General features: G+C 48.3%; 8 protein-coding genes. 4 read left to right on the top strand and 4 right to left on the bottom strand.

The annotated features are described in order from the left end of the window. Positions 1-94: 94 nt before the first annotated feature. The gene (locus ACEW9I_RS21670) at positions 95-3802 is read left to right on the top strand and encodes a GAF domain-containing protein (RefSeq protein ID WP_373542400.1); all 3708 of its coding nucleotides are present in this window, start codon (positions 95-97) and stop codon (positions 3800-3802) included. Here ACEW9I_RS21670 and ACEW9I_RS21665 read toward each other — a convergent pair. The 3 genes from ACEW9I_RS21665 to ACEW9I_RS21655 form a co-directional block, all read right to left on the bottom strand. Continuing rightward, positions 3788-9190, bottom strand: a complete 5403-nt coding sequence (locus ACEW9I_RS21665; RefSeq protein WP_373542399.1) for an AAA family ATPase — start codon at positions 9188-9190, stop codon at positions 3788-3790. The two genes, ACEW9I_RS21670 and ACEW9I_RS21665, sit on opposite strands and share 15 nt — an antisense overlap. Before the next feature lie 189 nt (positions 9191-9379). Continuing rightward, entirely contained in the window at positions 9380-11290 is a 1911-nt protein-coding gene (locus ACEW9I_RS21660; protein ID WP_373542398.1) for a tryptophan dimethylallyltransferase family protein, read from the bottom strand. 542 nt (positions 11291-11832) lie between these two features. Next, positions 11833-15621 (bottom strand): GAF domain-containing protein, encoded by a 3789-nt coding sequence (locus tag ACEW9I_RS21655; RefSeq protein ID WP_373542397.1) that lies wholly within the window; start codon positions 15619-15621, stop codon positions 11833-11835. Positions 15622-15761: 140 nt separating this feature from the next. On the opposite strand from ACEW9I_RS21655, the gene ACEW9I_RS21650 reads away from it, so the two are divergent. After that, a complete protein-coding gene (locus tag ACEW9I_RS21650) occupies positions 15762-16943 on the top strand; it encodes a PleD family two-component system response regulator (RefSeq protein WP_373542396.1) in 1182 nt (393 codons plus the stop codon). A gap of 174 nt (positions 16944-17117) precedes the next feature. Then, entirely contained in the window at positions 17118-18497 is a 1380-nt protein-coding gene (locus ACEW9I_RS21645) for an MFS transporter (RefSeq protein WP_373542395.1), read from the top strand. A gap of 10 nt (positions 18498-18507) precedes the next feature. On the opposite strand, the gene ACEW9I_RS21640 is transcribed toward ACEW9I_RS21645, so the two are convergent. After that, positions 18508-19065 (bottom strand): hypothetical protein, encoded by a 558-nt coding sequence (locus ACEW9I_RS21640; RefSeq protein ID WP_373542394.1) that lies wholly within the window; start codon positions 19063-19065, stop codon positions 18508-18510. A gap of 81 nt (positions 19066-19146) precedes the next feature. Between ACEW9I_RS21640 and ACEW9I_RS21635 the strand changes: the two genes are divergently transcribed. Beyond that, positions 19147-19905 carry an ABC transporter ATP-binding protein gene (locus tag ACEW9I_RS21635; protein ID WP_373542393.1) on the top strand — a complete coding sequence of 253 codons (759 nt, stop codon included), beginning with the start codon at positions 19147-19149 and terminating at the stop codon, positions 19903-19905. Positions 19906-19927: the final 22 nt, after the last annotated feature.

Here is a 19927-nt window from a genome sequence, read left to right as displayed (position 1 = left end):
AAATCAATGTTTTTTCAACTATTAATGATATTGATGGTGGATTTTAATGTGCCAAAAATTGAAAAAATTCTGCTGTTAGCCTAAAAGTGTTGAAATGCCTGAGTTTGAGGAGACAAAACTTCATCGAACTCAGGTTAGTAGAGCGGACAAATTAGATCTCCAAGTGCGATCGAGTTGGATCTCGATCGTGGAAAATGGACAACTCATTGGCATCTTGACGGAACGAGATGTCTTCAAGCTGAGTACCGAGCGGCAGGATTTAGCTAATCTCGCGCTCCGAGATGTGATGAGCAGGAAGATCGTCACCCTGATGGCGTCAGATTTTACAGATATATCCGTGGCGATCGATCTCCTCGATCGACATCATGTTCGCCATTTACCAGTTGTAGACGATCGCCATCGTTTGATGGGATTAGTTACTTATGAAAGCATCCAATATCATCTAGCCGCAGCTTTAAACGCCCAGGTTGCCCAGTTAGCAGCAGAAAACGTGGGACTTTTGGAACGGCTGACGATCGATCGCTGTGAGGAGAAGACGATTCAATTACAAGCGCGGGAGGCTCAACTCCAAGCATCGCAACAATTTTTGCAAACTGTCATTGAAACTTTCCCACTCGCCGTATTTTGGAAAGATCGAGAATCTCGTTATTTAGGTTGTAACAATAACTTCGCCCAAGATGCCAATTTAAACTCACCGACAGAAATCGTCGGCAAAACTGATTATGAGCTGCCCTGGGGGGCGATCGAAGGTGATGCTTACCGCGCCGACGATCTTCAGACGATCGCTTCAGGTGTTGCCAAGTTGGGCATTATCGAGACGCAGACATTGGCAGATGGTCGTTCGCGCTGGGTCGAAACCAATAAAATACCATTGCGTAGTGTCGATGGCGATCCGATCGGGGTACTGGGCACCTATCAAGATATTACCGAGCGCAGACACACAGAAGCTCAACTATCTAGACTATCCGAACGATTGTCGCTATCCCTCAAATCTGGCTCAGTCGGTTGTTGGGAGTGGGACATTGTGCGAGATCTGCTGATTTGGGACGATCGGATGTACGAACTGTATGGACTAACAAAATCTTCAGATTGCGAAACTTACGCTGTTTGGCTCGATACGATCCATCCCGAAGATCGAGCGGCGACAGCAGCTCTGATGGCGCAAGCCCTGTCGGGACAGGCGGACTTTGACACCGAATATCGAGTCATTCATCCCGATGGTACTATTCATTTCATCAAAGCTTATGGTTCATTAGAACAGGTGCGACAAGACTGTTCGTACAGCATGATTGGCATCAACTTTGATATCACCATTGCCAAGCAAGATGAGGTGATGCGTCAACAGAACGAACAAATGATTCGTCAGCAAGCCGAACGAGAATTGGTGCTGCGAGAAATTACCCAACGGATTCGGAAATCGCTCGATCTCAAGACTATTTTTGAGACGGCGGTGCGAGAGATTCGGCAGTTTATGGCAACCGATCGAGTAACGATATTTAAATTCAATGACTCAAACTTTGATGAGGGCAAATTTGTTGCCGAATCTGTAGATATTAATTTTAAATCGATTTTGGAAGTCAAGATTGACAATTCTGGTTTTGGAGAAAAGCTGGCACATTTTTATCAGCAAGGGCGAATTAATGTGCTTGAAGATATCCATACAGCCGGACTGCGGGATTTTGAAATTCAAACTTTAACCAAATTTCAGGTGCAAGCAAATCTAGTCGTACCATTGCTCAATGGCTCGATGTTGTGGGGTTTGCTGTGTATTCATCATTGCTCGGCAGAGCGATCTTGGCACCAGAGTGAGATTAATTTTGTCAACCAAATTACCGAACAAATCGGCATCGGTATTCAACAAGCGACCCTCTATGCAAAAGTCCAGTCAGAACTAGAAATCCGGTGGCGGGCAGAAGAGGCGATCGCGCTCCAACTCAGACAGCAACAAGCACTAGGCGAACTCACTCAGCAAATTCGCAATTCGTTGAACATCGCCGAAATTCTCGCGACGGCAACCGCGCAAGTGAAAGAATTGATGATGGTCGATCGAGCGAGTATTTTTCAAGTATCAGCCAATGGTCAGCTCCGCGCCGTCGAAGAGGTTGTCTCGCCAGCATATCCCAGCACGATCGAGCGAAATTGGGACAATGAATATTTAAGTGCCGAAGAATTGGAATTTTACTTAGACGGCAACCCCAATGTTGTCTTCGACCTCAAGCAAGATCCTCGATCGGCATCTTTGCAAGCGTATGTAGACCAGATCGGTGCTAAATCTAAAATTGTCGCACCGATTCTACTACTATTTGGCAATAGTGAAACCGATCTCGATCTGGAAACCTGGGATGAACCTTATCTATGGGGATTGTTGAGCGTTCATGCTTGTAGCAATCATCGTCACTGGCAAGATGCTGAAGTAAAATTACTCCAACAAATTGCCGATCGCCTCGCGCTGGCGATTCATCAAGCTAGCTTATTTGAGAAGCTACAGCAAGAATTGACCGAAAGACAACAAGCCGAAACCCGATTGCTCAGTAGCAATCAACAACTTGCCGTCTCCAACCAAGAACTTGCCCGCGCGACTCGACTCAAGGATGAGTTCCTCGCCAGCATGAGCCATGAACTGCGGACTCCACTCAATGCTATTTTGGGGATGTCGGAAAGCTTACAGGATGAGGTATTTGGTACCATCAATGAGCGACAACAAAAATCGATTATCGCGATCGAAAAGAGCGGTAAACATTTACTGGCGTTAATCAATGATATCCTCGACCTTTCTAAGATCGAAGCCAATAAATTCGAGCTGGAATTGACCGATGTGTCGATTCAATCGCTATGTCAAAATAGCGTGCTATTTATCAAAGAACTCGCCCACAAGCGGCAAATTCGATTGCAGACCAAAATATCCGAATCACTCAAATATCTCAATATTTGCGTAGACGATCTCCGCTTTCGGCAAGTCCTGATCAATTTGCTCAGTAATGCGGTCAAATTTACTCCTGAAGGTGGGAGTATTACTTTGGATGTACGGGTGGGAACTGGGGGACTAGGAGCGACAACAGACGGACAATCGTCAGCACCACAGGTACCGCAGATCGCTTTCTCGATTATCGATACGGGGATTGGGATTGCTCCTGAAAATATGGATAAACTGTTTCAATCCTTTATCCAAATTGATAGCAGTCTCAGTCGTCAGTATGCAGGGACAGGGCTAGGACTGGCATTGGTCAAGCGGCTGGTCGAAATGCACGGTGGTACTGTCTCCGTCCAGAGTCAAATCGATCGGGGTAGTTGTTTTACAATCTGTCTGCCATTGGAGCCGACTACAGCGATGTCGCTGACCCCATCGGCTCCCCTTGTGTATCCGAGCGTCACAGCTGCCACTCCTGAAGAAACTCAAGCGGTGAAGCCTCAAACCTCGATTTTGTTGGTGGAAGACAATCAGGCCAATATCGAAACCATGACGACTTATCTGCAAAGTCGTGGCTATCGAATAGTTGTAGCTGAAAACGGACTGCAAGCGATTTCTATTTTAGCAGCCTGCGGCAAAGATCTGGAGCGAGTCCACTATCCTCATCTGATTTTGATGGACATCCAGATGCCAGGAATGGACGGTTTTGAGGCAACTGGGCGCATTCGCCAGCTCCCTGAGTGTGCGAGTATCCCCATCATTGCCTTGACAGCTCTAGCCATGCCCAACGATCGCCAAAGATGCTTGGATGCTGGAGTCGATCGCTATGTGACTAAACCTGTCAAACTCAGTCAACTAGTAGCGACGATCGAAACACTACTAAATGGCGTGTAATCCCTCTGGTGTCAATGGGAAGACAAATGGCAAATTCCCACAGGGTAAATCGAAGGCAAACCGACTACCGATCCCCACTTGACTACTGACATCCACTCGCCCCCCATGTAGCTCGACAATCTCGCGCACCAGATTTAGCCCCAGCCCGGTACCTTTGGCTTGGCGGTTGAGCGCGCTATCGATTTGGACAAAAGGCTGGAATAGCTGGGAGAGATGTTCCGGCGAGATCCCGATACCTGTATCGCAGACAGCCACTCGCACCCAAGCCTGCTGCTGGGCGGTGGCGGCTGCATGTGTCACTTCCAAACTCACGCGACCACCCACTGGGGTGAATTTGACAGCATTGGAGAGCAAGTTGATCGCGACTTGGCGAATCCGACGATCGTCGAGCATGAGATCGGGGATGTCGGCCCCAATATTGAGATCCAGTTGAATCTGCTTGCGATCGGCTTGTGGTTCGACAAACAATAAGCTGGCTTGACAGAGCTGCCCGATATTAGTTGCGGTGCAATATAGTTCCAATTTGCCAGCTTCGATTTTGGCTAAGTCGAGAATATCATCGATCAGTGCCAGCAGATGCGTACCACTGCTGTAGATGACTTCGGCGCACCGGATTTGTTGTTTGTTGAGCGGCCCATGTACCAGTTCTGCCAACCCCTCCGACATCCCCAAAATGGAATTGAGCGGCGTCCGCAGTTCGTGACTCATATTGGTGAAGAAACTAGTTTTGGATGCGTTGGCACGATCGGCTAGTTCCTTGGCAGCTTTGAGTTCGAGCGTGCGTTCGACAACTTTTTGTTCGAGATCGGTGAATGATGCCTGGAGATCGGTATAGAGTTGGGCCTTGACGATCGAAATCGCTGCCTGGGAAATCATCACCTTGAGCATGTCTAAGCGATCGCGTGTAAAGGCACCCACCGTGTGCTGGTTTTGGAGATACAAGATCCCAACTAGCTCACCTCGATCGAGGATCGGGGTACAGAGGATGGATTTGGGTTGATGTTGCGCCAGATAACGATCTGCGGCGCATAGTTCCCGATCTGGCGCATCAAGCAGGAGTATTGGGGTCAAATCATGCAGAACTTTGTTGACTAGGCTGACGGCGATATCTGTACTCAGAGCGAAGGGTATTGGCTCCACTAGCTGGGGTTGTTGCCCCAATTCGACTGTGGCGACGACTTGCAGGTTTTCTGCCTGTTTGAGGAGGAGTACACATTTATCTGCACCCGCATTGGCGATGACGATTTCCAAGAACTTGGCAATGAGTCGATCGAGTCCGATCTGTTCGGAAATGGTTTGCGAGGCTCTGAGGAGGGTAGGCAAATCCAAGATATCGGCAGAACCAGCGATCGATTTGAAGACGATCGTCGTGTCGATGTCGGAATCATCATCACCAGCATCTTCCTGGGGGCGTCGTGCTACTGGCACATTCAGGACAGATGCCAGTAGTTGCGGATACCGGGCGATGAGCTGGTTGACTTTGGCGGTAGCACCCCAACGTCCGTAACAGTAATATGCCTCGATCGCATAAGTTTGGGCGATCGCTGATTTGCCCCAGTCGAGATAAAACTTGGTGGCGAGTTCGTTGGCGAGTGCTTCTTCGTGGATGAATTGATGTTCTTTGGCAAGTGCGATCGCCCGATCGTAATGGTCGATCGCCGCAGCACGATTGCCCAACACCCGCTGCTTTTCGGCTTCGATCGTCTGCCATTTATGAAGGTAATTCATCGGTGCATTTTGCGCCCACTGATGCACGATCGCCTGATGAATATCTACTTGAGTAAGTGCTTCCACCTGCTCCGATTCAGATTTTTCAGCAAATAGTGCCAGATGTGTTAGGGCTGCGTAGAAATGAAACACAGGCACCGGAATCATCCCTGAGACAGCCTGTAGATATCGATCGCCTTGGGCAATATTCTCCAGAGCAGCCGTGTAATTACCAAATAGATACGCCAGCATCAATTTATAAGTGTAGACAAAGGCGATGGCAATAAATTCACCATCTTGATGATGTTTAGGAATCATCACCATCTCGTCATAAGCAATACCTATTAGGCAATCTGAGTGACTATCCGTTGCCATCAAGTTCAGTGCTACCTGCCGCTTCATCTCTAGATAAGCTTGAGCCGAATATTGCTTGAGCCTCCCTAATTCAATGATATGAAGTGATATTTCTGGTTCCCAATCCTCTAATCCTAGCCCACAGATTAGACTTGCATCAAAGTAACAAGAACTACCATAGCCGATTGCAAGCGGATCGCCAGATTCTATGCTAGCCGCATACGCATATTTTAGTATCGGGATGGTCAATTTGATTGGTTCTTGACGATGCTGAATCCAAATAGCAAATAATAGCGAAATTCTACCCTGAAATTCTTTTGCGTTAAGATGATCCACCAGTTTCAGTGCTAGTTTACCAAACCTATAACCCGTCTTTATCTCTCCGAAAAAAGTGCTTATTACAAAGCCGTAGTTAGCATAGCCCATTGCTGATGCAGCAGTATTCCCAAACTGGAGTGAAATTTTCACCATCTCAACGCTCAGAATAGGTATTAAACTTGGTACCACAGTAAAAATAGGTGTGATTAAATCAGCCAGCAATTTCATCGTGAGTTGTGCTGGAATGTCGATCATCACTGGCAGATCTAGGAGATCTTCAATTTGTCTGCCTTCAAGTTGGTGTGCAAGAGCCTGTAGTGCTGTACCAGTCGCAGCTTCATCATGTGAGATAGGGAGTTCAAACCCTAGTTGAGCTAACACATCTCGACCTGTAGAAATCGCTTTTAGCATCTTGCCATTGGCAGTAAGTGCTGCGATTTGAATGCGGTAGATCGCGACTTTATCCAAGATAGTTTGTGCCGATCGCAGTACTATATCCGCAATCTTTTCCATTCCTGCTATATTTCCTTCAAGATAGGCAGCTTCAGCCGCAGCCACATGGAGATCCAGTGTCAACTGATACTGATTTTCCCAACTATTGGCACTCAGCAACTCGATACCTGTTTGCAAATAAATATTTGCCGCTGCATAAGCAGTCGAATTCCTCGCTTTTTTACCTGCTTTAAAGTTAAGATCGACAACGAGTTGTCGATCGCTTGGATCGGCAATTAAGTCTTTGGCGAGATTCAGATGCCCCACAATATCAAATAGTCGGAACTCGTTACCGAGTTCCGAGCAACTTTGTTGGAGTAACTGCCCGATCTGGAGATGTGTTGCTTGTTTTTGATGCTCGGGAATCAAAGAGTAAGCAGCTTGCTGGACGCGATCGTGCAAAAAGCGATATTTACATTCAGCTTCAAACTGGAAGCCACCTCCAGCTCCGGTGAGGTGGGGAAGATGTGTGAGGGAGTGGGTAAAAAATTTGTAGATATCTGTGGTAGGAACTAGTAAATTTTCTTGCAATCCACTCCACAATGCGGCTGCGACATCTGCTGGCGATCGCTGCATCACGATTGCCAAAGTATTGAGGTCGAACTGTGCGCCGATATAGGCTGCGAAGGAGATTGCCGATTGAGTTGCTGGGGGCAGTTTTTGCAACTGCAATGCCATAAACTCGACGACATCATCGGTGACAGCAGCAGCTCTCACCCGAGCGAGATCGCAACTCCACCCACCGACGCCGCCATCCTGGTTGGTGCGATCGAAGGTAATCAGTCCATCTTCATATAGTACTTTGAGAAATTGGATCGCAAAAAAGGGATTACCTTTGGTTTTGATGGCTACCAATTCAGCTAATGGTTGAGCGGTAAGCAGATCGCAATGTAATGTATCTGCCATCAATTGATTTAGATGCTCTTGCTGGAGCGATTGCAGGGCAATTGTATTGACAGTGATGCCAGTTTTGGCAATCTCATCGATCGCCAAAATCGCTGGATGAATGGCGGAGACTTCATTATCGCGGTAGGCTCCCAATACTAGCAAATATCCCGTATCCTGCATCAATGACTGTAACAAATTCAAAGACGCCAAATCCGCCCATTGCAAATCGTCGAGGAATAACACCAGGGGATGTGCTGCGGTGGCAAACAATTGCACAAATTTGTGCATCAGCAGATTGAATCGTTGCTGCGCCGCACTCCCTGACAGTTCGGGGGCTGGCGGTTGCTTGCCGATCAGGCGTTCTAGTTCGGGAATGACATCCACCAATACTTGTCCCTGTGCGCCTACTGCCGCGAGGATCTGTGTTTTCCAGCTCTCCAGTTGGGCATCTGATTCAGACAACAATCGATCCATCAGTTCGCGGAATGCTTGCACGAACGCACTAAACGGAATATTGCGCCCAAATTGGTCGTACTTACCTTTGATGAAATAGCCCCGCTGACGGACGATCGGTATGTGGACTTCACTCACTACCACAGTTTTGCCGATGCCCGAACAGCCAGAAATCAGCAAGACTTCTGATATCCCCTTGCTAACTCGATCGAAAGCATTGAGCAATACCGCAACTTCTGGCTCTCGACCGTAGAGTTTTTCAGGAATGATGAAGCGATCGCTCGGATCGCGCTCTCCCAATTCAAATGATTCAATCTTGCCATGCGCTTGCAACTGCGCCAGACACAGCTCCAGATCGTGCTTGAGTCCCAGCGCATTTTGATAGCGATCTTCGGCATTCTTGGACATCAACTTACTGACAAGCTGCGAGAGCATCAGCGGGATGTTGGGCTTGAGTTGGTGGATAGCAACTGGCTGCTTGGCAAGATGAGCGTGTACCATGTCGATCGGCTCGTTGGCAACAAAGGGCAATTGTCCCGTTAATAGGTGGTAAAACGTCACCCCCAAAGCATAAAAATCGCTCCGGTAGTCAATCCCGCGATTCATCCGTCCAGTTTGTTCTGGAGCCATATATGCCAGTGTTCCCTCCAACATGTTGGCATTTTTAATTTCTTGCGTTTCTTGGGGCAATAATGAAGCAATCCGCAGATCGATCAGCTCGATCTGCTGTGTCTCTGGATTGATGAGGATATTGGAGGGTTTGATATCTTTGTGAATGACCCGCTGCACATACAATCCATTCATTGCCTCGGCAAGTTGAATGGCGATGGGGAGAAATACCATTACTGTCTGGTGGTTTTCGCCAAACGCTCCCGATTGCTGTAAAAAGTGTTTGAGTGAAACACCGCCGCTATCCCCTAAAATCAGTGCATAGGAATTTTGGTAGGTTTCTAAGGCTAGAGTTTTGACAATATGGGGCAAGTCTAAATTTTTACCGATGTCATACTGATGTCGGAACTCCATCCGTTCGTGATGGCTAGGAAATGGCTTCCGCAGGACTTTGATGATGACTGGATAGCGATCGTCGTCTCGCACACCTCGATAGATCAGGGTGCGATCGCTCACATGAATCTCTGATGTAATACTATAGCCTGGGAGGTAGACGCTCACTTTCATGTTCCAGCCCTCAATGTGCAATTACAATTGAAGAGGGCTAAAACGATCGAAAGTTCACGTTATTAGCCGCTCTCGTACACATTTTACGAATTGTTTCCCAGGCTAGCTGTAATCTAGATCGCACCTAAATGATTTGTGAGTCTCCTCACCTAAATTTTCTGCTCACTTATTTGGTCGGTTGGCGATCGTCTACAGGTAACATGCCTGATACATGTCGTTGCAAAAATTCCACAGTACATCAGCAGTCATCTTGACTCCTTGTAACACAGCAGCCTTATCTCCGTCTGAATTATCGATCTGACGTGCTAGGTTCAATACTTCATCAGCATGGTCGCCCTCTAATTCTCCATGCAGGTAGAACCATGATGAAACAGAACTATCCAATGTCGTCCGAACTAACTCTTTGGTGACGATTTTGTCCCTTTGCTCACCACGAACTTCCATGAGAATGGCTGCGCCCACGCCTACATAAGGATTGGGATCGGAGTAGAGTGTCTCCAGACCTTGGCTCAATTTCAAACCAGGTGCTAACATCTCTCGGGTCACAAGTTCTGGCTTGTATGGTTCGAGACCAAGGATGAATCGAGCGAATATTTCTTTGTGAATATGGGACTCATCTCCATTTCCTAATTCTTCATGCAACTGCTTTGCAAAAACACCACGAATTAGATCGTCATCAATGCGATCGACGATGAGAGAGAGTCTCGTAGTAAAATGTGAAATAATTCCTTCCTGGACATTAGCAAAGAACAGCCACAGGTTTGTTAAGTTTGCAGGTTCTCTATGCAATCTTTGAAAAAAAGGATGATCCTCAATCGAGTTAGTTTTATAGTGCCATGAGATCTCTTCTAGCGAATGACAAGATTTTTCTAGTTGCGGTGGAACTATTTTTAGTGGAGGTCTAACTACATTTACCTCTGGATTGAGATAAACGGTTACTCGTCTTTTGTGATGTTCGCGACGCAATGAAGTATATGACTGCATCCCAATCCCTGCTTCTAGGGGACGTGTTGCCAATGCTTGGAGCGTTGAGTAGTAAGTAGATATCGGCAGACCATACTGGCTAAAGTAGCTATCGATTCGATCGCTCACCGCCCGATCGTTGGTAGCGTAGTTAGAAATAGGTATGTGTAGCGTACTACTTGAAGGAGTCGCATCGTCTTCTTCGACCCAGGAAAAGGCAGAGATTACTGACTTGGCTGAGAATGATGTTTGACCTGGTGCCATGGCTTGGCAGAACTCGATCGCGTCGCCAGGGATATAGTTGTGGGCCGCGCTCAGTGCTGCTTCTAGCTCTACTGGAGTAGCATCATGGTGGCGGATGTAGACTTTGACTCGCGCCTTGTCGTGGGCGGCGAGATCGAGAGAGAAGTAGACAAATTGGTCTTTGTCGGGGCCGCGTTGGGCGGCTGTCTCGGCGAGTGTCGGCCAAGCATGGGTGAAACCAAGTCGCACCAAGGATTCTTCGACTACTGCGGCGGCGCGACTCGGTGCTTGGGCTTGGGGGTTGAGATATAGCTTAAATGATGGCTCTTTGTCAGGGTAGAAGCAGACAGCGTGCCACATCGAGAATTTGGCTGCTGAATTGGTGGGCGCAAAGAGGTCGGCGATCTGCTCGAAGCGATCGAGGCTGACGTTGTAGTGTTGGGCGAGGTGTTGATTGAGATCGCGTCCGGCTTGCCAATTGGACTGAAGGTTGGGATCGCTGCCTTGGGCTTCCACCAGGACGCGGAGTTCTGCCTTGTCGGGGTCTAGAGCTAGGGAAAATTCAAAGGGAGCGCAATCGTCGGATACGTCTGATGCCCAGGTTGATGTGTCACCAACTCGACGATCGCCCCATGAGGCAGTCAGTGCCCCAAAGATTTCGGTAATTTGTGGGAGCTTATCGGTTAAGCCGACAGCATGACAGAGCGCGGTCAATTTTTCGACGCCACATTCAACGTAAGTTTGGCTGGGTACTAATTTTTCTGGGTCAAATCCGACTTGCGGATGATGCTCGATCGCGTGCAGATCGGTTGCTGGAAATTCTGTATTTACTGAGTAATTTTCGGATGTATCGATCGATTTTGATGCTGTAGATATGCTTTCATGATTAGTCATATACACCCCAATATTTGATTAAGTAAGTTTTTGTTTCATGGACTTAAAAATACTTCATTTCATACTAGCACATGAATATATAAATAGATGATTTGGTTGCTTTTGCTACATCAAGTGTACGTATAATCTAGAGCATCAGATGGGAATAAAGAGAGATTATTAGTCTACATCTGTTGCTAGGCAACAGCTTATCAGATTTAGCAATATTTTAAATATCCAGATTTCAATCTCAAAAAAAGTCACTATATTATCCTTGAGTACGTAGAAAATCACTAGAGCGGTCGAGATCTCGACCGCTCTAGTGATAAATTGGCTGTTAAATTAAAATTTGTTGTAACGATCGTTACCAAATTTATTTGAACAAGTAAAATTTATAACGGTATCGTTGGTTCCAAGTTTAAATGTGCTTTAAAGTACAATCTGGCTCGATCGAGTCAAGCTAGATTTTATGCCATGTCGATCGCCGCTTTAATTGATTGCCTTGTAGTCTGCGGAGGTAGACTTGGCACCATGAGCGACGACTTCCAGTTGTTGTCAGATCCTCAGCACTGTGGCGGTTGCGATACCTTAGCAGCGGTGATTAGTGATTCGATCGTCACTACCAATTGACTGAGCTTGACAGGCTTACTCACATACTCATTAGCCCCTGCATCGAGACATTTTTGGCGATCGGGAGGCATTGCCAAGGCTGTCAGAGCCACGATCGGAATTGTCATACACTGAGGTAGTTGACGTAGTTGGCGGATCGCGTCAAACCCGTCCATGTCTGGCATCTGGATATCCATCAGAATCAGATCTGGATGATGGATCTGAGCTAGATCGATCGCCGCCTGACCATTGCCAGCTTCGATCGGGCGATAGCCCCGACTTTTCAAGTAACCCGTCATGGTTTCCATATTGGCATGGTTATCTTCGGCAATGAGTATCATAGCTTTGGTAACCGTGGGAGTCGGCTCAGTAGCGGCAGGGAGGGGAAAGACTAGGGGCGGCAATGATGGGGGGACTAAGATCGCGGCACTCGGACAAAAAGGTAGCGATACAGTAAAACAACTACCCCGATCTAGTTCGCTGTGGACGGAGACAGTACCACCGTGCAATTCGACAATTCGTTTGACCAATGCTAGTCCCAGCCCCGTTCCGGCGTATTGGCGACTGAGGCTGCTATCGATTTGGACAAAGGATTTAAACAGCTTCTCGATATTGTCAGCAGCAATCCCGATCCCAGTATCGATCACTGAGAAGACAATCCGCCACGACGATCGTCCGGCTGTGGGTGTAGCGACGTCATCGTCACTATTTGCCATCGGCATCGCGTCCACTGGTGTCCCCTCGGCTCCGCCGCTATCGATCGCTCGGATGTCCAAAGTCACAGTGCCACCTTGTGGTGTAAATTTGACAGCATTGCTGAGTAAGTTGATTAGCACTTGACGGCAGCGACGATCGTCCACTTGGATCTGGAGGTGGTGGAGGTATTCTGGGATGTGGGTAGTGAGCCGAATTTGCTTTTTGAGGGCAAGTTCTTTGACAAATAGGAGACTATTTTGGCACAGATCGCGAATCGGGACATCGGTCAATTCCAGATCGAACTTATTGGCTTCGATTTTGGAGAGGTCGAGAATATCATTGATGAGTGCCAGTAAATGTGTGCCACTTTTTTCGATCGTGGACAGCGACTTGTGCTGACGTTCGGTAACGGGGCCAAAAACCGCGTTTTGTAGTCCTTCTGACATCCCCAAAATGGCATTGAGCGGGGTGCGAAGTTCGTGGCTCATACTTGCCAAAAACTCATCCTTGAGCTGAGTCGCGCGGGCGAGTTCTTGGTTGCGTTGGCGCAATTGGGCTTCGGCTTGCTGGCGTTCGGTCAATTCTTGCTGCAACTGCTCGAAGAGACTCGCTTGCTGAATGGCGATCGCCAGTTGGTCGGCAATTTGCTGGAGGAGTTGGGCTTCGTCAGCTTGCCAGTGACGGTAAGCACTGCACATGTGTACGCTCAACAATCCCCAGAGTTGGGGATGACCCGTCGTAGTATCGCTCAAGCGATCGGTGTCACGAGATCCGAGCAGCAAGATCGGCGCGACCATTTTGGACTTGATATATTTCATGCCCGTCCACTCTTGTAACTTGACCGACCAGGCATCCTGCATCACATCCATCACGATCCGAGGTTGTCCCTGGAGGTAGAACTCTAGCTCTGCTTGACTAAATTGTTCGCGTTCCCAGTTCAACCCGACCAAGCCTGGATCGGTGGAGGCGACACATTCTTCGACCGCCCGAATTTGACGATCGGGAAATACTCGAAAAATCGTCGCCCGATCGACTTTCATCACTTCCTTGACTTGGGCGGTGGCAGTTGCGAGGATATCTTCGACTTGCAATGAGTTGCGGATCTGGTGGGCGATGACTCCCAGTGCTTGCTGTTGGCGGAGTTGGAGCGCGATCGCGACCTCTGCACGTCGGCGAATATCTAGCTCTAGTTGGACTTGTCTATACAGGGTAGCTTGTTGAATGGCAATCCCGATCTGTTCGGCAATATGTTTGATAAAGTCAACCTCGATCGTTTGCCAGGAGCGAGGTGCCACACAATGATGGATACAGAGTAACCCCCACAACTCACAGCCATCCAGCAATGGGACGACTAAATTTGCCCGCACCTGGAAGCTTGCCAAAATCTGGACTTCACAATCTTGTAACCCAGCCGCATAGATATCTTCGACGACATTGATCCGATCTTGCTGATAGTATCCCACCAACTGCTCGGCAAAACACGGATCGTGCAGTTTGGCTCCCAAAATCGACTCAAATTCGGCACCGACAGACTCAGCGACAAATTCACCCTCTTCATGGTGGGAATCAACATCAAATTTGAAGATCCCGACTCTGTCGGTCTGCATAAATTCTCGAATTTCGCGTACCGCTGTCTCAAACACGATCGGCAGTTCTAGCGATTTGCGAATCCGTTGCGTCATTTCTCGCAACACAAATTCGCGCTCGGCTTGCTGGCGGATAGTGACTTCGGTTTGGCGGCGGTTGGCTTCAGCATATTTGGCGGCGGTGATATCAAAGTTAATGCCAATCACGTTGTAGGGACGCGCTAGCGCGTCCCATTGCACCAAGCCATAAGATTTGATGAAATGGATGCTCCCATCAGGATGGATGACTCGAAATTCGGGATCGAAATCGGTTTGTCCCAACAAAGCTTGTGCCAAGAGTGCCTCGGTCGCAGCCCGATCGTCTGGATGGACACTTTGGATCCAGATAGCATAGGTTGGAGTAGTTTCAGTGCTCGATCTGGGTGGTACAATCCCATACAATTCATACATCCGATCGTCCCAAATCAGGCAATCGGTAACGATATCCCACTCCCAACAGCCAAGTGAGCCAGATTTTAGTGCCAATGACAATCGTTCGGACAATCGGTGTAGTTGGGTTTCGGTGTGGTGGCGATCGGTGATATCTTGATAAGTCCCCAGCACCCCGATCGTCTCACCATTGGTGTTCTGTAATGGTAATTTGTTGGTTTCAATCCAGATCGAGGTACCATCCGATCGCGTTTGGGTTTCGATAATCCCCAGTTTGGCAATACCTGAGTCGATGACTTGGCGATCGTCAGCGCGGTAAGTATCCGCCTCATATGCGCCCCAAGGCAGATCGTAGTCTGATTTACCAATTATTGCGGCGGGTGAGTCAAGGTTCGCAGCTTGAGCGACTTTGTAGTTGCAACCGAGAAAACGCGACTCGCGATCCTTCCAAAAGACAGCTAGTGGCAAGGTATCGAACACAGTTTGCACAAATTGCTGTGATTCATCTCGTTCTGATGTTACTTGTTGGTAAATCACTTTGGTGCGATCGCAAAATGCTTGGACTTGCACCTCTTGCTCTTGCAATTGGGCATCCTGTTGGGCAACTTTGGCAGCTAGATCGGCGACTAGCTGCTGCTGGAGACTAGCTTGAGTCAATAGTCCTACTAAACCACCGCGATCGTCAACGACCAGCAGATACCCGATCTGATGCTGCGCCAACAACTCGATCGCCACAGCTAAATCTGTCAATGCCGATACCTGGAGCGCGATCGGATTTGGGGTCATCACCTCCCTGACGGCTAAATGCTCCAAATCCCGCCGCTCGGCGATCATTCGGACTAGATCGGCTGTCGTCAAGATGCCGATCGGTCGATCGTCCTCTACCACCACCATCCAATCTGATGGCGAGGTAGCCACAGTCTGAGGATCGCTGCTACCCATCTGGACAATGGCGTCCATGACGATCGTCTCGGAGGTCACTACCAGCGGATTGCGGACGATCGCCGCTAAGCATGAGAGGGGGGTTCGCATGGATTTTGGGCGAGGATGCTAGCTTTAGAATGCCCTCAAGAGCGCAGTTAATCGCATCTTGTCGGATCGCTATAGACATTGGTGCAAGATATTGGTAGAGAAATGGGCACTCTAGAGGAAATATCAAAAAAGTCATTATTATGAGTAGCTATTCCATCCTAATCGTTGACGACGAACCAGATAACTTCGATGTGATTGAAGCACTATTGCCTGGTGAAAGTTATCAGTTGCATTATGCTAGTTGTGGCGAGGATGCCATTGCCGCACTGGATAAGTTTGACCCTGATGTCATCTTGCTAGATGTGATGATGCCGAGTATGGATGGTTTTGAGGTCTGTCGGCGGATCAAACTGATGTCCAAGTGGCAAGGTGTCCCGATCGTGATGGTGACGGCTCTATCTGGTAAGGAAGACTTGGCGCGTTGTCTGGCTGCTGGGGCTGATGATTTTGTCAATAAGCCTGTCAATGGTCTAGAATTGCGGGCGCGCGTCAACTCGATGTTACGTATCAAAAAACAATACGATCGCATTCAATCTTTTTCCAAACTTCAGCGCAACAATATTCATACATTAACCAACAATTTGAGTGAAATTCGGTTGGATTTGGCGGTTGGTTTTCCCAATGAATTCAATGCACCATTGACGATCGTTTCCGATAACATCGAGCATCTGAAGCAAAATATTACCCATTTAAGTGCGCCAGCTACGATGCAGATTCTGGAAGCCAGCGCACGATCGGCGACCCGATTACACACATTGACTCAGAAATTTTGGTTTTATTTAAAACTACTGATCGATACACCCACCCCACATCGCGACGATCGCTCCCATCCACAATCGATCGTCGCACAGATCCTGAGCGATCGTCGCGACAGATTGCCCACGCTCAACCCGCCACTCTGTGAAGTTGAAGACATGAATCTAGCAGTGAATGCCGATCTGGCTGAGTGGATCTTTAATGAATTACTAGATTATGTATGCGATCGCTGTCAAACTAATTTTTGCTTAAAAATTCACGGTCAAGCGATCGATGGTGCCTTTCATTTATCATTATCCAGCCTCCCATTAAACAACCAAACCAACTCAACTTCTGACATCTCTAGTTTCATCCAATTTAATTCTTCCCCCGAACAAAATCCCGAACTGGCGATCGGTTTGAAAATTGTCAAAAAGATTGTGGAGATCTATGATGGCTTATTTTTGATGTCGGTTGGCGATCGAGAGGAGATGACATTTTATCTGACTTTACCATTGATACCTGAGAGTTTACCTACTGCTGGATCGCCGTCAGCAGCTCCCACACTATCGAGCCAAATTTTTTAGGCTGCAACGGCGATCGGTACCATCGGTATACTTGAGATATTCTGCAAAGGTTAACCGATCGAGTGAGATAGTCATCGCAGATCTTCCGCAACTAGTTACAACGATGATAACACCGCAGATAGCTTACCATAGTACTATTGGCTTCAGGACGATCGCTCGATCGTGCATCCCAAAATGCTGAAAATTGGCTTCCCAATTAGTCTCAAAAACCCAATTTTTCGACAGCTATATCTCGCCCAAACGGTGAGCTTATTTGGGGATGCTCTGACTTGGCTGGGTTTAGCATTACTCGCTTTTGAACTGGCTGGTAAGTCTGCGCCAGTTGTCCTCGCAGGTGCGTTGACGTTGCGGGTGACAGCGTTTACATTATTGTCCCCAGTAGCAGGGGTACTAGCCGACAAATGCGATCGTCAGCCCATTTTGATGTTTACCCATCTGGGGCGAATGGTGCTGGTTTGTTTATTACCTTTTGTGCAGAGTATCTGGCAAATTTACACACTGGTACTGGGGTTAAATATCCTCAATGCTTTTTTCGCGCCGACATATCAAGCGACAATTCCCCTCGTCACAGGCGAAACTGACTATCGTCAAGCGATCGCGCTATCAGGTACTACTTACCAAATTTTGGGCGTATTTGGACCAGGATTGGCGGGGGTGCTGGCGTTATTGATCGGTGCTAGGGAGTTGTTTTTTTGGGACGGTGTCAGCTTTCTGATTGCGGCGATCCTGATTGGTACTCTCCCTGGTAATTTACGATCGGATGTCACTGCCGCTCCACAGCGGCGAGTGGGCAGCATCGGCTCGGATATTTTGGCTGGAACCGCGAGGTTATGGGCTGATGCACCGATTCGTTACGGGTTGATGCTCCAGTTGGTGGCGTCGATCGCGGGTGCCCAGATTTTGGTCAATACTGTGGGCTATGTGCAAGGGACACTCCATCGGACGGCGGTAGAGTATGGTTGGGTAATGATGGGGTTTGGGTTGGGTGCTACCCTGGGGACGATGGCGATCGGGATTTTCCCACAATATCGATCGAAAATTATCACCCTCCTTGCTGGTGGCATCGCGATTAATGCTGCCTTGCTCGGTGCCAATTACGTCGGATTAGCTCCACTAATTTTGCTCTGGGCGATCGCTGGCTGCGGACAGAGTCTCATCAATCTATCGCTGCAAACATTAATCGCCGATCGGACCCCGACAAATATGCAGGGGCGCGTGTATGGGGCACATTTTGCTTGGAGTCATCTCTGGTGGGCGGGGGCTTACCCCCTAGCTGGGTGGCTGGGTACGACTTTTCCCGACCGCACGTTCTGGTATGGTAGTTGCATCGGATTGGCAGTACTAGCGATCGTGCATCTGTGCCTAGCACCCGATCGATTTAGTCATACTCACCCAGAATTTTCCCACGCTCATGCTCATGAGGGCGATCGGCAACATCACCACGAACATGCTACTGATGTTGAGACTGAAGATCGCTCTCTACATCAGCACCCACATGTTCATCCCCAAGTTAGTCATAGTCACTCCTATACAGATATCAGTCATCAACATTAGCAACCTTGAATCATGGCCCATAGACTAAAGTACCTGTGATTTTTTTAGTCTTTTTCCCTTGAGTAATTGTCACTAATACTTCGACCTCACCACTCGGTATCCCATCATCATTACGCTGCTTAATAGACCTAATTTGGTTGACATCAAAGCGAATCCCGCTCCCAGCAAATGAGCCAGTTAGATATGGCGGCACGGGATTTCCACGGGTGCGTTTGAGTGAGTATTCAACGCCATCGATCCCGAGCGTATAATTCTGACTAGTACATCGATCGGAGAAAAAAGCCACTTGGGTACGAGCGGCAAGATGCTGTTGACAAGCCTGGATCTTTTGAGATTTGCCAGGATTGTTCTGGGTACAATATTGGCGATCGAGTGCTCGATGAGCGGCAGTTTTGACAGCGGATATCCTTGGTGCCACACAGTCCCCAAGATTGATTTCAGTGGGTATCAACCGCGACTGAGCAGTAGATCCAGGTGCATGGGCGATCGTCAAGATGGTCGCAACACTGACAATCTTCATCCACCTGGTGAGATCGTGACGACAACTGTAAAATAGGGATAAGTACATTGAATAATTACGATAACTAGTCGTCTGCGCCGATCCTCTCTTTGAGCATCGATTGTTTTGTCACTTATTATAGCTATATCTATGCTTGCCGATCGCCAATTCCTAGCCCCGATGAATGAAACTCAGCCAATTATTCGCCTCGAAAACATCAACAAAACCTATGGGATCGAAGACACCTTCGTCAAAGCATTGGATGAGGTAAACTTGACCATCGCTGCTGGGGAATATTGCGCGATTATGGGGCCATCTGGTTCGGGCAAATCTTCAGCGATGAATATTATTGGTTGTCTCGACAGACCTACCAGCGGGCATTACTATCTCGACAAGTTGGATGTATCGACCCTACCTGATGCCGAACTCGCCAAAATTCGCAATCGCAAGCTCGGTTTTATCTTTCAACAATTTCATCTGTTACCCCAACTCAACGCGCTCGAAAATGTGATGCTGCCGATGATTTATGGGGGGATGCCAGCGGGCGAACGCAAAGAGCGTGCCGTCCACGCCTTGGAGCAGGTGGGCTTGAGCAACCGGATGGCAAATCGCCCCAACCAGCTCTCTGGGGGGCAGCAGCAGCGGGTGGCGATCGCCCGCGCGATCGTCAGCGAACCGCGCTTGTTACTCGCTGACGAGCCGACAGGTGCCCTAGATTCGCGGACGACTCAGGAGGTGATGGATATTTTTACTCAGCTCAATGAGTCGGGAATTACGATCGTCATGGTGACTCATGAACCCGATGTGGCGAAACAAACCAGACGGATTGTGTGGTTTAAAGATGGTCGAGTCGTCCACTCACATCTGACACCAAGTGATATTTATCGGGTGGCAATGGCGGCGGAATAAGTTTGGGTGCGCCCACATCTAA

The sequence above is a fragment of the Chamaesiphon sp. genome, from assembly GCF_041738855.1.
Lineage (GTDB): Bacteria > Cyanobacteriota > Cyanobacteriia > Cyanobacteriales > Chamaesiphonaceae > Chamaesiphon.
Note: the sequence above shows the minus strand (reverse complement) of the source record. Positions and strands in the feature narration are given on the sequence as shown.

Excerpts from the sequence above, each read along its gene's own strand:
- ACEW9I_RS21670 (WP_373542400.1), top strand. The coding sequence starts at position 95 with ATGCCTGAGTTTGAGGAGACAAAACTTCATCGAACTCAGGTTAGTAGA.
- ACEW9I_RS21665 (WP_373542399.1), bottom strand. The coding sequence starts at position 9,190 with ATGAAAGTGAGCGTCTACCTCCCAGGCTATAGTATTACATCAGAGATT.
- ACEW9I_RS21660 (WP_373542398.1), bottom strand. The coding sequence starts at position 11,290 with ATGACTAATCATGAAAGCATATCTACAGCATCAAAATCGATCGATACA.
- ACEW9I_RS21655 (WP_373542397.1), bottom strand. The coding sequence starts at position 15,621 with ATGCGAACCCCCCTCTCATGCTTAGCGGCGATCGTCCGCAATCCGCTG.
- ACEW9I_RS21650 (WP_373542396.1), top strand. The coding sequence starts at position 15,762 with ATGAGTAGCTATTCCATCCTAATCGTTGACGACGAACCAGATAACTTC.
- ACEW9I_RS21645 (WP_373542395.1), top strand. The coding sequence starts at position 17,118 with ATGCTGAAAATTGGCTTCCCAATTAGTCTCAAAAACCCAATTTTTCGA.
- ACEW9I_RS21640 (WP_373542394.1), bottom strand. The coding sequence starts at position 19,065 with ATGTACTTATCCCTATTTTACAGTTGTCGTCACGATCTCACCAGGTGG.
- ACEW9I_RS21635 (WP_373542393.1), top strand. The coding sequence starts at position 19,147 with ATGCTTGCCGATCGCCAATTCCTAGCCCCGATGAATGAAACTCAGCCA.